This window comes from Myxococcales bacterium, assembly GCA_016717005.1.
Classification (GTDB): domain Bacteria; phylum Myxococcota_A; class Polyangia; order Haliangiales; family Haliangiaceae; genus UBA2376.
Window position 1 is genome coordinate 398,268 of record JADJUF010000049.1, and the last position, 14,065, is coordinate 412,332.

A 14,065-nucleotide genomic window follows, 5' to 3' on the forward strand; every position below is an offset into this window, starting at 1 on the left:
GCGAGCGCGCGGCCATGGCGGCGATCGGGCGCGGGCCGGCGCTGGTCATCCTGGCCGCGTCAGGGCGGGCCCCTGACCAGCGTGCCCCTGGGCCGGCCGTTCCACCTGGTGCGCATGCCGCGCAGCGATCTCGGCGACCGCGAGCACGCGTGGGCCGCGGCCCTGGCCGGCGTCGACGCCGCGGTGCCCACCACCGACGCCGCCGAGCTGGCCGGCCGCTACGTGCTGGGCCCGGGCGCGATCGCCGAGGTCGTGGCCGAGGCCGCGCGGTTCTCGACCGCCCGGGCCACGCCGCTCGATCGGGCCGCGTTCGAGGACGCGATCGGCCGGCGCCTGTCGATCCGCCTCGGCGCCTACGGCACGCTGCTGAGCCGCAAGGCCCGGTTCGACGAGATGGTCCTGCCCGAGGACGTGGTCGGCTCGATGCGCGACATGATCGCGATGGTCCGGCAGCGGTCGGTGATCCTCGAGCGCTGGGGCTACCAGCGCCACCTCGGCATCTCGCGCGGCGTGTCGGCGCTGTTCTCGGGCGAGCCCGGCACCGGCAAGACCATGGCGGCGTCGGTGATGGCGTCCGAGCTCGGCCTCGAGCTGATCCGGATCGACCTGTCGCAGGTGATCTCGAAGTGGGTCGGCGAGACCGAGAAGAACCTCGGCCGGATCTTCGACGAGGCCCACGACGCCAACGCGATGCTCCTGTTCGACGAGGCCGACGCGCTGTTCGGCAAGCGCACCGAGGTCAAGAGCGCCCAGGACCGCCACGCCAACCTCGAGGTCAACTACATCCTCCAGCGCATGGAGACCTTCGACGGCGTCAGCGTGCTGACCACCAACTTCGAGAGCTCGATCGACCAGGCGCTGCAGCGCCGCCTGAACTTCCGGGTCCGGTTCCCCGAGCCCGAGGTCGAGGAGCGCGCGGCGCTGTGGGCCAAGCTCCTGCCGCCGGCGACCGGGCTCACCGACGCGCCGTTCCAGACGCTGGCCGAGCAGTTCCGCATGACCGGCGGCTACATCAAGAACGCGATCGTCCGGGCCGCGGTGGTCGCGGCGCGCGAGGACCGGAACCTGACCGTCGACGATCTCTGGACCGGCGCCCACGCCGAGTACGCCGAGATGGGCAAGGTCCTGTCGACCCACACCCGGACGTGACCGCGATCGGGCGCGGTCGGATCGCGGTCGGATCGCGGTCGGGCGCGGTCGGATCGCGGTCGGATCGCGCGCGGCGGCCCGACCCCGCGGTCGCCTTCTGCTATCGTCGCGCGCCTGTTCAGAGGGGGAGCCATGTACGCCGACAGCTCGCAGATGATCGCCAAGAAGAAGCAGACCGCGTCGATCGTGTGCATCGTCGCAGCGGCCTTGCTGGTCGTGTCGCTGTTCCTGCCGTGGCTCAAGTCGAACAAGTCGATGGGCCTGTCGATGACGCTGCTCTCGTTCAAGCAGTGCGGCGACGACCACTGCGAGCAGATCTCGAACCTCAAGCTCGTGCGCGAGCTCAACCGCGCCTACGCCCGCGCCGCCGAGGTCGCGGAGGAGTTCGGGCGCGATGGGCCGCCCGACCTGCCCAAGAAGCCCGGCACCAGCTTCGCGTATTTCGGGCTGATCACGCTGGCCGTGTGCCTGCTCGCGGCCGGCGCGATGGCGGCGGCCGGCATCCTCGGCCTGACCGGGCGGTTCATCCGCGCGCCGATCGCGATCACCACGGTCGGCCTGTTGACCGCGTGCCTGGGCCTGATCACGGGCTGCATCTTCGTCGCGGTCAAGCCCGGCGACGACGGGCCCTGGCGCACGCTGGGCGTGTCGTGGCCGTTCTTCGTGTTCGGTACGGCGGTGGTGGCCGGCGTCGCCGGCTGCCAGATGCTGGCCAAGGCCTTCGGCCCGCCCGAGTACGATCCCTACGCCGATCCGACCATGCCCCAGCCCCCGATGTGAGAGGTGCCACGATGTCGCTGCGAGGAAAGACCCTGTTCGTCACCGGTGCCAGCCGCGGCATCGGCCTGGCCATCGCGCTGCGCGCCGCGCGCGACGGCGCCAACGTCGCGGTCGTCGCCAAGACCGCCGAGCCCGACCCGCGCCTGCCCGGCACGGTCTACTCGGCCGCCGCCGAGATCGAGGCCGCCGGCGGCAAGGCCCTGCCCTGCGTCGTCGACATCCGCCACGAGGATCAGGTCGCGGCCGCGGTGGCCAAGACCGTCGCGACCTTCGGCGGCATCGACATCCTGGTCAACAACGCCTCGGCGATCCACCTGACCGGCACCACGTCGACGCCGATGAAGCGCTACGACCTGATGCACCAGATCAACACCCGCGGCACGTTCGTGTGCTCGCAGGCGTGCGTGCCGCACCTGAAGCAGGCCGCGAACCCGCACGTGCTCAACCTGTCGCCGCCGCTGAACATGGAGGCGCGCTGGTTCGCGCCGCACGTCGCCTACACGATGGCCAAGTTCGGCATGAGCATGTGCGTGCTGGGCATGGCCGAGGAGTTCCGGCGCGACGGCGTGGCGTTCAACGCGCTGTGGCCGCGCACCGCGATCGCCACCGCCGCGGTCAAGAACCTGCTCGGCGGCGACGCCGCGATGAAGGGCTCACGCTCGCCCGAGATCATGGCCGACGCGGCCTACGCGATCTTCAACCGGCCCAGCCGCGCGTGCACCGGCAACTTCTTCGTCGACGACGAGGTCCTCGCCGCCGAGGGCGTCACCGATCTGGCGAAGTACGCGATGGTGCCCGACGCCAACCTCATCCCCGACTTCTTCATCTGATGGCCGACGGCGATCCCTCCGACGAGGCCGTCGCCTTGCACGAGCGCGGCCGGACCCTGTGCGCCCAGGGCGATCTCCCGGGCGGGCTCGAGCTCCTGTTCGCGGCCTACCAGCGCGCGCCGCGCTGGCCGTACCCGCCCTACGACATGGCCTTCACCTACCTGCTGGCCGACCAGCTCGAGGAGGCCGAGCGCTGGTACAGGGTCGTCGACAAGCTGGCGCCGCGCGGCACCTTCACCGCCGAGACCTCGCTCGCGACCGTCCGCCGCGAGCGCCACGGCGACCTGCCGGGCGGGTTCAGCAAGGCCTACGCGATGCTCGAGTGGCTGCCGCCGCGCGAGCGCCGCACCGCGCTCGAGGATCTGGTGGCCGAGCTGCCCGACTTCGCGCCGGCGTGGAAGGACCTGGCGGCGCTGCTCGAGGACGACGACGCGCGCCTGGCCGCGATCGTGCGCGGCCTGGCCGCGACCCCGGACCCCGAGACCGCCGGCGTGCTGCAGGTCAACCGGGCGCTGATCCTCGACCGCCGCGGCGAGCGCGCCGAGGCCATCGCGATCGTGCGCGCGATCGTCGACGATCCCGCGGCCACGCTGGCGTCGGCGCAGTTCGCCGAGGTGGTGCTGACCCAGCTCACCGCGGCGCCGACGACGAGCTGACGCGGGCCGCCGGGCCACGGGCGCGCACGACCGCGCCCAGCGCCAGCGCCGCCAGCGATCCGACGACGAGGCCCCACGCCCAGGTCGAGGTCGTCCCGCCGGCCGCGGCCGCGAGGGCCTGGACGTCCGACGGCAAGCGGCCGTGGGGCGTGGCCGCGGTCGCGCCGAACAGCTCCTCGCGGCGCGCCAGCCAGGCCAGGCCGACGCCGAGCGCGACGACCAGCGTGGCCGGGCGCGCCACCGCGCGCGGCGCCACCGCGAGCAGCGCCAGCCCCGCGGCGCCGATCAGCGCGGCCGGCAGCGCGAACCCGCCGCGGATCCAGCCGGCCGCGCCCGCAGCGATCGTCGCCGCCACGACCATCAACGCGATCCGATCCGCGCGCGGCCAGCCCGACGCGGCCAGCAGGACCGCCCCGACCACGGCCGGCGCCAGCGGCCCGGCCGCGGCGATCACCGCCGGGCTGCCCCCGCCGTGGACCGTCACCGCGCCGCCGTCGGGCGCCAGCGCGATGGTCGCGACCGCGCCGCCGGTGACCACGACCGCCAGCGCGTGGCCGAGCTCGTGGATCACCGTCGCCAGCACCAGCACCGGGTACAGCAGGTAGCCGGCGTACGGCACCAGGTACAGCCCGGCGACCACCACCGCGATCACCCGGGCTGGGCGCGCGGCTAGCGACACTTGATCGTCGCCGGACCTCCGCCGTCGGCGACGCAGGACTTGCCGCCGCACTTCGCGGCCTTGCACGCCGCCACCTTGGACGAGAAGCACGTGCGGCCGACCACGAAGAAGCAGTCGTCGCGGCTCCCGCCGTAGCGCCAGCCGTCCCAGTCCTTGCCCTTGTTCGACACGCGCTCGGGATCCTCGGCCTCGCGCACGGCCTCGGAGCCGTGCTTGCCGGTGCGCTTGCTGGTCTTCGCGCGCGGCTCCTCGGATGGCAGCGGCGGCCCCGCGCAGGCCGCGGTGACGAACAGGATCGTGGCAGCGACCAGGCGGCGCATGGTTCGGTCAGGAATCATGCCATAGTTCGTCCCGTGGCTGCCGACGACGATCAGGTACGCGCGCGCCTGCGCGCGCTCGAGGCCGAGGTCGCCGCCACCACCGAGGTCGACCGCCAGCGCAAGGCCGACGCGCGCGAGCGCATCCTGGCCCGCCGGGCCGAGGCCGACGCGCTGCGCCGCCGCCAGGCCGAGCTGGTCGGACGACGCGCCCGCCCCACCGACGAGATCCCGGCCGAGCCCAGCGAGGCCGTCGATCGGCGCCCGCGCCGGCGACCTCGAGCGGGCGATGGTCCTGGCGCGCAAGGCCGGCGACGTCAAGGCCGAGCTGGCCCGGCCGACCAAGGCCGGCGAGAAGTCGTGGCTGATCTCGTCGGCGCTGTCGTTCTTCTTCGGGCCGCTCGGCTGGCTCTACGCCGGGTCGCTGCGCGAGACCATCCCGGTCGCGGCGGTGTACGTGATGGTCGCCGGCATCGTCTCCAAGATCCTGCCGGCGTTCCTGCTGATGCCGGTGCTGATGGTGCTGCTGCCGCTGTCGGGCATCGCCGGGCTGGTCTACGCGATCGGCCACAACCGGGCCGGCAAGCGCATCAAGCTGTTCGGCGACGACGACGGCAAAGACTCGCGCGCGGGCCGGCTGCTCGGCCGCGGCAAGTCCGGCGACAAGCGCTAACGGCGGCGGCGGCGGCGACGGCGGACGATCAGCGCGAGCACCAGCACGCCGAGCGCGCCGACCCCGAGCCCGACCAGCGCGATCGCGTCGGCGCCGACCGTCGCGATCCGGTGCACGCCGACGATCGGGCCGACCGCCGCGACCAGCGCGAGCCCGGTCGTGTCGATCACCTCGCCGAGGCGGGCGTAGGGGCAGCGCGTACCAGCGCACCAGCATCGTCACCACGCCGCACGCCCCGGTCCAGGCCAGCGTGTCGACGACGACGTCGTCGGTCGGCAGCCCCGTCACGACCGCCAGGCCCGCCGCCGCGGCGACGATCAGCGCCGGGCCGACCAGCCAGTCCGGCAGGGACAGCGCGCTCAGCAGATCCTCGGCGGCCACGCCCCGATGGTAGCGCACGGACCGCCCCTGACTGACCGCCGACGTCGCTGTCCCGCCTACACCGTGCGCTGTCCAAGCCGTGCACAGCGGCGCGGGTCGCCCATGGACTCCCGCGCAGTTGCACCTGCGCGCGGTGGGCCTGCGCTGGTACCTGGGCGTCGGCGGCTGACCCGCGGTCGGCGTCGGGCGCGGGTGTGGTTCCTTGCCCGATCGGCCGGGATTGGGCCTCTGCGGCTCCCGCTGGCCGCCGGGACGTGGCAAGGTCCGCGACCCGTGAAAGAACCACTGCCCGAGCGCTTCGACGACCTCGGCCTCATCGATCCGATCGCGCGCGCGGTGCGAGAGCAAGGCTACGAGCGTCCGACCCCGATCCAGGCCCGCGCCATCCCCCACCTGCTCGAGGGCCGCGACCTGCTGGGCCTGGCCCAGACCGGCACCGGCAAGACCGCGGCGTTCGCGCTGCCGATCCTGCAGCGCCTGGTGACGCCGACCCCGCCGGCGCTGCGCGGGCCGCGGCCGATCCGCGTGCTGATCCTGACGCCGACCCGCGAGCTGGCGTCGCAGATCGCCGCAGCTTCAACACCTACGGCAAGCACCTGCACCTGCGCACGGTCGTGATCTTCGGCGGCGTCGGCATGGAGCCCCAGAAGCAGGCGCTGCGCAGCGGCCTCGACGTGCTGGTCGCGACGCCCGGCCGCCTGCTCGACCTCGCCGGCCAGGGCCTCCTGCACCTGCCCCACCTCGAGGTGTTCGTGCTCGACGAGGCCGACCGCATGCTCGACATGGGGTTCATCCACGACGTGCGGCGGGTGATCCGGCTCCTGCCCGACCGCCGCCAGACGCTGTTCTTCTCGGCGACGATGCCGCCCGAGGCCCAGGCGCTGGCCGACCAGCTGCTCAAGGACCCGGTCCGGGTCGCGGTGGCCCCGGTGTCGTCGACCGCCGAGAAGGTCGAGCAAGAGGTCGCCTACGTCGACAAGGCCGACAAGCGCGCCCTCTTGATCGAGCTCCTGCGCGACGTCGGCATGCGCCGGGTGCTGGTGTTCTCGCGCACCAAGCACGGCGCCAACAAGATCGCCGATCACCTCGAGAAGAGCGACGTCGGCGCGGCCGCGATCCACGGCAACAAGTCGCAGAGCGCGCGCGAGCGGGCCCTGGCCGACTTCAAGGCCGGCAAGATCCGGGTGCTGGTCGCGACCGACATCGCCGCCCGCGGCATCGACATCGACGTGATCACCCACGTCGTCAACTTCGACCTGCCCGAGGTCGCCGAGCAGTACGTCCACCGGATCGGCCGCACCGCCCGCGCCGGCGCGTCGGGCTACGCGGTGTCGTTCTGCGAGGCCGACAGAGCGCGAGCTGCTGGTCGCGATCGAGCGGCTCATCCGCATCAACATCCCGGTGATCGAGGGCCACCCGTTCGAGGATCGGGCGCCGCGGCCGCTGCGCCCGGGCGAGCGGGTCGCGATGTCGCCCCAGGCGCAGATGCAGGCGCGGCGCGACGAGCTGCGCCGGTCGTCGCCGCGGCGGGACGCGCCCCGGCGCGATGATCACCGCCGCGAGCCGGCGCGCCCCGAGGGGCAGCGCCCGGCCACGTCCGCGCCGGCGCCCGCGGGCGCCCCGCGCCCCGGTGGTGGCGGCGGTCGGCGGCGGCGGCGGGGTGGCGGCGGCGGCGGCCGCCCGTCATAGCTCGACGGCGACCGCGACGATCGCGCTGATCGGCGCCTGGTACCGGGTCGGCTGGCCGTAGCCGTCGACGCGCAGGGCCGGGTTGCCCTCGACGACGTCGTCCTTGAGCCAGATCAGATCGCCGGCGTCGCCGCCGACGATCGGCGACGCGTCGCGCGCGAACGACTCCTCGACCGCGACCACGCCGCGGCGATCGAACAGGTTCAGACGTCGAGCGTCGCGCTCCAGCGACCGCGGCGCGCGCCGACGTGCAGGTTGGCCTGGGTCAAGGCCGGCAGGCGCCCGAGCGCGCCGCGCGGCACCGCGAAGGTCTGGCCGCGACCGATGCGCGCGCTGCGGGGTCGTCCCGACGCGGCGGTCGCGCGGACGCCACCGTCGAGGGCGAGGCCGCGCCAGCGCCCGCGCAGCGCCAGCTCGGCGAAGAACCGGTGCGGCTGATCGCCGGGCAGCGGGCCGGTGGCGTTGGCGTACGCCGCCGACGGGCCCTCGTCGAACAGCGACGATCCGCCGAGCTGGTAGCCCTCGACCGGATCGTACGGCCCCGGCCAGTTGCCGCGCAGCCGCGACCACGTGTAGCCGAGCCGCACCGCCAGCTTGCCGGTCGGCGCGCTGGTCAGCCAGCTCGCGACCTCGTCGTACTCGCGGGTCGCGACCGCGCCGGCGGCGGCGCCGGCGGTCCCGAGCGCGCCGAGCTCGTCGTCGAGCGCGCGCCCCAGGTGACGGTTGCGCACCGACACGCCCAGGCGGACGACGTCGGGCTGGCCGACCTCGACGCCGGCCAGCGCCTCGTCGACCCGGGTGCCGCGGGCGTCGGGCTGGACCGCCTCGCCGGCGCTGCCCCCGAGCGACTCGTCGGCGCTGCCGGCGAAGGTCAGCGTCTGCAAGAGCGTCGGCCCGGCGTAGACGACCGCGCCCAGGCCGGCCGGCACCACCGGCGCGTAGCGCCCCCAGGCCACGAACGCGCGCGACCGGCCGCCGCCGAGGAAGTCCCAGGCGACGCTGGCCCGCGGCAGCACCTCGCGCAGGGTCAGCGCGGTGCCGAGCTGGCTCGACTGCGCGCGCACGCCGTACTCGACCGCGATCTCGGCGCCGGCCGCCAGGTGTCGGCGACGAACGCGGCCACGGTGCGGGTGCGGTAGGTCGTCGTCGCGCGATCCAGGAACGTGCACGCGGTGCCGGCGCAGGTGTCGGGGCCGTCGCCGACCTCGACCAGCTGGTAGTCGATGAACGCGTCAGGGCTGAGCCGCTGCCGGATGAGGCCGCCGCTGTAGCGCGCGGCGCTGACCGCGCGCACGTCGTCGCCGGCGACGCCGAGCGCCAGGCGATGGGCGCCGTGGGTGTGGACCACCTCGGCGTGGGCGCTCGGGCGATCGATCGTGAGCTGGCCCAGCGCGCCGGCGCCGCCGGTCCAGTAGAACCCGGTCGCGATCGGGCAGTTCGCGATCAGCGGGTAGGCGTCGCCGGTGCCGTCGGCGCAGGCCGCGCGCACCTGCTGATCGAGCGCGTCGCCGATCGGCAGCTCGGTGACCGCCGGCACGTAGGCCGAGCCGATCGCGGGCGCGTCGCCGGCGGCAATGCGCGCGTCGTCGGTGCGGTCGCTGCGGAACCACGCGCCCTGGAGCCGCACCGAGGTCGCGCCCACTGGCCGCGCCAGGTCGCGCTGGCGGTGCCGACCAGGCTGGTCCGCTCGACGCCGGCGGCGCTGTCCTCGGCCGGGACGATCCAGCGCGGGCTGCGCGCGACCTCGCCCAGCGCGGTGACGTCGAGCTGATGGTGCCCGAACCGCAGCCCGCGCGCGCGACGAACGGCACGTCGTACGCGATCGCGGCGCGCTCGCCGCTGGCGATCGCCTCGTGGACGATCGCCCCGGCGCCGTCGCGATCCGCCACGCCGTCGCCGTCGGCGTCGGCCTGCCGGAACGCCGCGCGCTCGAGGCTCTGATCGGTGAGCCGCGGCGCGACCCGACGAGGGTACCAGGGCCGGCCGCCGGCGACGGCCGGCAGCGGCCCGCTGACCACGGCCTCGGCCGCGATCGTCCGCGGGCCGACCAGGCGGCCGCGGAACGGCGTGAACTGCGAGCGCGCGCGCGGCAGCCACGGCGCGGCCCGGCCGGCGCCCAGCCACACGCGGCCCTCGGCCGCGGCGACGGCCCCGGCGGTGCGCAGCCGCGCGTCGACGGCCGCGCCCACGCCGACGCCGCTGTCGGCGCCGAGCCCGGCGGTGCCGACGGTGAGGTCCTCGACGAACGCGAGCGGCACGGTCAGGCCGAGGCCGCCGGTGTAGGGGCGCGTCGATCGGCGCACCGTCGACGGTCCAGTGGCTGTCGACGCCGGTCGCGCCGCTGGCGCTCAGGCCGGCGTCGTCGCGGCCGGTGCCGATCACCGCGCCGGCGACCGCGCCGACGTCGGCGTCGAGGCTCGGCAGCCGCCGCAGGAACGCGCGGGTCAGCACGGTCGTGAGCGCGGCCGGCGCCGCGGCGTCGCGGCGCGGGCACGGCAGCAGCTGGGCGTCGGGGCAGCGCGCCAGCGGCCGGCGCTTGGGGCTGCGGTCGAACAGCGCGCCAGTGGCCGGCGGCGTCGGCTTCCGATCGAACAGCGCGCCGGTGTCCGGCGGCGTCGGCCGGGCCGCGTCGTCGGCGACCGCGGGCGTGAACGCGGTCGCCACCAGTAGCGCGACGACCCACCATCGGCGAGCATCTCGACAGGATGGCGACGCCCGAAACATGGCAGGCAGCATCGCACGGACCGCTCACCGAGGTCGCGCCCGGGCTGTGGATCGTCGACGCCACGCTCGACCTGTTGCCCATCGGGCGGCGGATGACGGTGTGGCGCACCGCCGACGGCGGCCTCGCCGCGCACAGCGCGGTCGCGTGCGACGCCGCGACGATGGCGCAGCTCGACGCGCTCGGCCCGGTGCGCTGGATCGTCGTGCCGAGCGGGTTCCACCGCCTGGACGCGCCGCGCTGGAAGGCCCGCTACCCCGACGCCCGGGTCGTCGCGATGCCGGCCGCCCACCGCCGCGTCGGCGCCCGGGTCCCGGTCGACGGCGACTACGGCGCGCTGCCGACCGGCGGCCGGGTCGAGGTCGAGCCGCTCGCGGGCGTGCCGTCGGAGGCGGTGTTCATCCACCGCGACGACGACGCCAGGCTGACGCTGATCTTCAACGACGGGTTCATGAACCTGCCCGATCGCCTGCCCGGCGCGAAGGGCTGGGTGATGAAGCTGCTCGGCTCGACCGGCGGCCCCAAGGTGACCTGGACCGCGCGCACGTTCATCGTCAAGGACAAGCGCGCCTACGCCGATCACCTGCGGCGGCTGGCCGCGCGCCCGGGCCTGGCGCGCATCATCCCCGGCCACGGCGCGGTGCTGACCGAGGGCGCCGCCGCGGCGCTGGCCGCCGCCGCCGATCGCCTGCACCGGGCGTAACCGCCGCCGCGCCCCGGCGTCGAAGGACGGTGCCGGAGATCCCGCGCGAGCGCCTGACCGTGGTGGCCGATCGTCCGGATCGGGCCCGGGCGGCGTACGTGCTGTACTGGATGATCGGCGCCCGGCGCGCGACCGCGAGCTTCGCGCTCGATCACGCCGTCGCGCGCGCGACCGCGCTGGGCCTGCCGCTCCTGGTGTTCGAGCCGCTCCGCGTCGGCTACCGCTGGGCCAGCGATCGCATGCACCGGTTCGTGCTCGACGGCATGGCCGCCAACGCCGCGGCGTTCGCGGCGGCCGGCGTCACCTACTACCCGTACGTCGAGCCCACGCCCGGCGCCGGCCGCGGCCTGCTGGCGGCGCTCGCGGCGCGGGCCGCGGTGGTCATCACCGACGAGCAGCCCGGGTTCTTCCTGCCGGCGATGGTCGCCGCCGCGGGCCGCCAGCTCGACGGCCGCCTCGAGCTGATCGACGGCGTCGGCCTCCTGCCGCTGCGCGCCCACGGCCGCGCGTTCGCCACCGCCGCGGCGTTCCGCTGGCACTGGCAGAAGGTGCTCGGCGCCCACCTCGGTCACGGGCCGAGCCCGCGGCCGCTGGCGCGCGCGGCCGCCACGCTCGGGGGCGCCGCGATCCCCGGCGCGATCCTGCGGCGCTGGCCCGCGGCCACCGCGGCGCTGCTCGCCGGCGCCGGCCTCGATCGCCTGCCGATCGATCACGCCGTGGGCCCGGTCGACGATCGCGGCGGCGCGCCCGCGGCCGCCGCCGTGCTGCGCAGCTTCGTCGCGACCCGCCTGCCTCGCTACGCCGACGCCCGCAACCAGCCCGAGGTCGCGGCCGCCAGCGGCCTGTCGCCGTACCTGCACTTCGGCCACATGGGCGCCCACACGATCGTCGACGCGGTCTGGCGCAGCGCCGGCTGGTCGCCGGCGGCGCTGGCCGGGCAGCGCGCGACCGGCAGCCGCGACGGCTGGTGGGGCCTGCCGCCGCCGGCCGAGGCCTTCATGGACGAGCTCTTCACCTGGCGCGAGCTCGGCCATGGCTTCTGTCACTACCGGCCCGACTACGATCAGTACGACGCGCTGCCGCCGTGGGCCCGGACCTCGCTCGACGCCCACGCCGGCGATCCGCGCCCGCACCGCTACACCCTCGCCGAGCTCGAGCGCGCCGCCACCCACGATCCGCTCTGGAACGCGGCCCAGCGCCAGCTCGTCGCCGAGGGCCGCATCCACAACTACCTGCGCATGCTCTGGGGCAAGAAGATCCTCGAGTGGAGCCCGTCGCCGCGGGCCGCGCTGGCCGCGCTGATCGAGCTCAACAACAAGTACGCGCTCGACGGCCGCGACCCCAACTCGTACAGCGGCATCTTCTGGACCCTGGGCCGGTTCGATCGCCCGTGGGGGCCCGAGCGCCCGATCTTCGGCGTGATCCGCTACATGTCCTCGGACAACACCGCGCGCAAGGTGCGGGTCAAGCGCTACCTCGAGCGCTGGTCGGCGCAGCCGTCGCTGCTGTGAGCGCGCGCGGCGCCGCAGCGGCGCTACCCATAGAGCCGCACGAACTGCCGCGGCGCCCGGCGGGTGCGGGTGCAGCGGTCGACGCCGGCATCAGCACGAACGACAGCGCCCGGCGCGGCCGCGCGGTGTGGTTGCGGCGCGAGCGGTGCCAGACCAGGTTGTGCAAGAGCAGCACCTCGCCCGCGACCGCCGGCACCGCGACCGCCGCGCGCGCGTCGACGAGCGCGTCGGGGATCGTCCCGCCCGCGGGCGTGGCCAGCCCGCCGCGGTGGCTGCCCGGCACCAGCTCGACGCAGCCGCTCGCGACCGGCGCGTCGTCGAGCGCGGTCCACAGGGTCACGGTCGGCTGCGCGGTCAGGCCCCAGGAAGTTGCCGCCGTCCTGGTGCCACGGCAGCTCGGTGCCGCCCGCCGTCGTCGCGGACGCGGCCTGGTCCCAGATCACCGCGCGGCACAGCGCGACCTCGTCGCCGATGAGCGCGCGCGATCCGCGCGAACAGCGGGTTGTCGAGCCACGCGCGCACGACCGGATCGCGCTCGACGCCCTCGATCTTGCGGTACGCCCGCGACGGCCCGATCCAGCCGCGTCGGACCGGCAGATCGTCGTAGGCGCCGGTCGGGGCGTCGTGCTGAAAGAACATGCCGTCGCGCGGGGCGGTCCCGTCCATCAGCCCGTCGACCGCTCGATCAGCGCGGCGCGCGCCGCCGCGGTCGCGCACGGGCCCAGGCGCGCCCAGCCCTGGGCCGCCCACGCCGCCAGCGGCTCGGCGAGCTCGACGGTGCGCGCGTGGTCGGTGAGCACGGTCGGAATCTACCCGACTCGCGCCTGGCCCACAGCGGAGTAGGATGTCGACGATGCGCCGCGTCCTCGGTCTCGCTCCGCTGTTCTCGCTCCTCGTGGTCGCCTGCGGCGGCGACACCGGCGACCCGCAGGTCGGCGAGTGCGAGGGGACTACTGCGACCTCATCACGGCCCACTGCTCGGGCGCCGTGGCGCAGTCCTCCGATCGCAGCAGCTGCCTGGCGACCTGCGAGGTGATGCCGCTGGGCGAACCGGCGACCCACGCCGGCCACACCGTCGCGTGCCGGACGTTCCAGGCCGCGGCCGCGGAGCTCGACGCGGCGGCCCACGCCCCCAGCGCCGGGCCTGCGGCGCGCCGGCGTGTGCGGGAGCGACTGCGAGAGCTTCTGCGCGATGACCGACGGATCTGCGGCGACCTGTCGCCGTACGCGACCAGCGCCGAGTGCTTGTCGGCGTGCGCCGGCTTCGCGTCGCTGTCGCCGTTCGACGCCAGCGACATCGCCGGCGACACGATCGAGTGCCGCCTCTACCACCTGACCGCGGCCTCGGTCGCGCCCGGCACGCACTGCCCCCACCCTCGCGGTGGTCAGCAGCACCTGCCAGTGAGCCGGCGGCCGGCGAGCCAGCGGCTCAGGCGCGCGCGGCGGCATGACGACCTTCGGGATCCGCACGCGCGGGCCGATCCGGAAGGTCACCTTGCGCAGGTTCTGTAGTACTCGCCGTCGATCACCGGCTCGAGCAGCTCGCCGGCGGTCGCCTCGAGCGTCATCTCGCGGCACGGCCGGTCGAGGACCTCGCGGCCGATCATCTCGTCGCCCGCGCGCCATCGCGGCAGGTTGCGCGCGATCGCCCACGGCGACGGCGTGCCGACCAGCGCGTTCATCAGGCCGGCCTGATCGGCCTTGCCGAAGAACTGGAGCACGTTGCCCAGGTTGATCGACATCGACGCGACGTGGATGCCGGTGAACTCATCGCCGGGCAGCACCATGCCGTCGATCGACACCTTGGCGCGGGTCGGGCGGAACATCGAGCGGGCGTACTCGCCGAGCGGCGCCAGCGCCGGCACGTGGCGGAGCGGCGTCAGCGTGACCGGCATCGACAGGAGCGTGCGGGTCACGACCTTCACGATCGTGCGCGGGTTGGGATCCGCGTCCTCGTAGTACTTCGCGAAGAAGC

The 14,065-nt window shown here is 75.0% G+C and carries 15 protein-coding genes and 2 pseudogenes; 9 read left to right on the plus strand and 8 right to left on the minus strand.

What is annotated here, in order from left to right; translation table 11 throughout:
* Positions 1-114: 114 nt before the first annotated feature.
* The 4 genes from IPL61_40855 (at position 115) to IPL61_40870 (ending at position 3,415) form a co-directional block, all read left to right on the plus strand.
* Positions 115-1,149 (plus strand): ATP-binding protein, encoded by a 1,035-nt coding sequence (locus tag IPL61_40855; GenBank protein MBK9037532.1) that lies wholly within the window; start codon positions 115-117, stop codon positions 1,147-1,149.
* 132 nt (positions 1,150-1,281) lie between these two features.
* On the plus strand, positions 1,282-1,929 hold the full coding sequence (locus IPL61_40860) for a hypothetical protein (protein MBK9037533.1): 648 nt from the start codon (positions 1,282-1,284) through the stop codon (positions 1,927-1,929).
* Between the two features lie 11 nt (positions 1,930-1,940).
* A complete protein-coding gene (locus IPL61_40865) occupies positions 1,941-2,759 on the plus strand; it encodes an NAD(P)-dependent oxidoreductase (GenBank protein MBK9037534.1) in 819 nt (272 codons plus the stop codon).
* On the plus strand, positions 2,759-3,415 hold the full coding sequence (locus IPL61_40870) for a hypothetical protein (protein MBK9037535.1): 657 nt from the start codon (positions 2,759-2,761) through the stop codon (positions 3,413-3,415). The genes IPL61_40865 and IPL61_40870 overlap by 1 nt, the downstream gene beginning before the upstream one ends.
* Here IPL61_40870 and IPL61_40875 read toward each other — a convergent pair.
* Together IPL61_40875 and IPL61_40880 are read right to left on the minus strand one after the other, a co-directional pair.
* Positions 3,390-4,094, minus strand: a complete 705-nt coding sequence (locus IPL61_40875) for a M50 family metallopeptidase (protein MBK9037536.1) — start codon at positions 4,092-4,094, stop codon at positions 3,390-3,392. The genes IPL61_40870 and IPL61_40875 overlap by 26 nt on opposite strands.
* Positions 4,085-4,717 carry a hypothetical protein gene (locus IPL61_40880; GenBank protein MBK9037537.1) on the minus strand — a complete coding sequence of 211 codons (633 nt, stop codon included), beginning with the start codon at positions 4,715-4,717 and terminating at the stop codon, positions 4,085-4,087. Before IPL61_40880 ends, IPL61_40875 begins: the two co-directional genes overlap by 10 nt.
* Here IPL61_40880 and IPL61_40885 point away from each other — a divergent pair.
* Positions 4,701-5,084 (plus strand): hypothetical protein, encoded by a 384-nt coding sequence (locus IPL61_40885; protein MBK9037538.1) that lies wholly within the window; start codon positions 4,701-4,703, stop codon positions 5,082-5,084. The two genes, IPL61_40880 and IPL61_40885, sit on opposite strands and share 17 nt — an antisense overlap.
* On the opposite strand, the gene IPL61_40890 is transcribed toward IPL61_40885, so the two are convergent.
* Positions 5,081-5,254, minus strand: a complete 174-nt coding sequence (locus IPL61_40890) for a hypothetical protein (GenBank protein ID MBK9037539.1) — start codon at positions 5,252-5,254, stop codon at positions 5,081-5,083. The genes IPL61_40885 and IPL61_40890 overlap by 4 nt on opposite strands.
* Positions 5,255-5,567: 313 nt before the next feature.
* Between IPL61_40890 and IPL61_40895 the strand changes: the two are divergent.
* Positions 5,568-7,154 (plus strand): annotated as a pseudogene (locus tag IPL61_40895) (DEAD/DEAH box helicase).
* Here the strand turns inward: IPL61_40895 and IPL61_40900 are convergent.
* The 3 genes from IPL61_40900 to IPL61_40910 are packed head-to-tail and all read right to left on the minus strand — an operon-like array spanning position 7,149 to position 8,796.
* Positions 7,149-7,337, minus strand: a complete 189-nt coding sequence (locus IPL61_40900) for a hypothetical protein (protein MBK9037540.1) — start codon at positions 7,335-7,337, stop codon at positions 7,149-7,151. The pseudogene IPL61_40895 and the gene IPL61_40900 sit on opposite strands and share 6 nt — an antisense overlap.
* 20 nt (positions 7,338-7,357) lie before the next feature.
* Positions 7,358-8,218: a hypothetical protein gene (locus IPL61_40905; protein ID MBK9037541.1), complete on the minus strand. Its 861-nt coding sequence runs from the start codon at positions 8,216-8,218 to the stop codon at positions 7,358-7,360.
* Positions 8,182-8,796 carry a hypothetical protein gene (locus IPL61_40910; GenBank protein MBK9037542.1) on the minus strand — a complete coding sequence of 205 codons (615 nt, stop codon included), beginning with the start codon at positions 8,794-8,796 and terminating at the stop codon, positions 8,182-8,184. Before IPL61_40910 ends, IPL61_40905 begins: the two co-directional genes overlap by 37 nt.
* A 1,063-nt stretch (positions 8,797-9,859) precedes the next feature.
* Here IPL61_40910 and IPL61_40915 point away from each other — a divergent pair.
* Positions 9,860-10,579, plus strand: a complete 720-nt coding sequence (locus IPL61_40915; protein ID MBK9037543.1) for a hypothetical protein — start codon at positions 9,860-9,862, stop codon at positions 10,577-10,579.
* Positions 10,580-10,608: 29 nt separating this feature from the next.
* Positions 10,609-12,090 (plus strand): deoxyribodipyrimidine photolyase, encoded by a 1,482-nt coding sequence (locus IPL61_40920; protein ID MBK9037544.1) that lies wholly within the window; start codon positions 10,609-10,611, stop codon positions 12,088-12,090.
* A gap of 23 nt (positions 12,091-12,113) precedes the next feature.
* Here IPL61_40920 and IPL61_40925 read toward each other — a convergent pair.
* Positions 12,114-12,756, minus strand: a pseudogene (locus IPL61_40925) (phytanoyl-CoA dioxygenase family protein).
* Positions 12,757-13,122: 366 nt separating this feature from the next.
* On the opposite strand from IPL61_40925, the gene IPL61_40930 reads away from it, so the two are divergent.
* A complete protein-coding gene (locus IPL61_40930) occupies positions 13,123-13,602 on the plus strand; it encodes a hypothetical protein (protein ID MBK9037545.1) in 480 nt (159 codons plus the stop codon).
* Here the strand turns inward: IPL61_40930 and IPL61_40935 are convergent.
* On the minus strand, positions 13,581-14,065 hold a 485-nt coding region (locus tag IPL61_40935; protein ID MBK9037546.1), incomplete at its 5' end, for a hypothetical protein. The genes IPL61_40930 and IPL61_40935 overlap by 22 nt on opposite strands.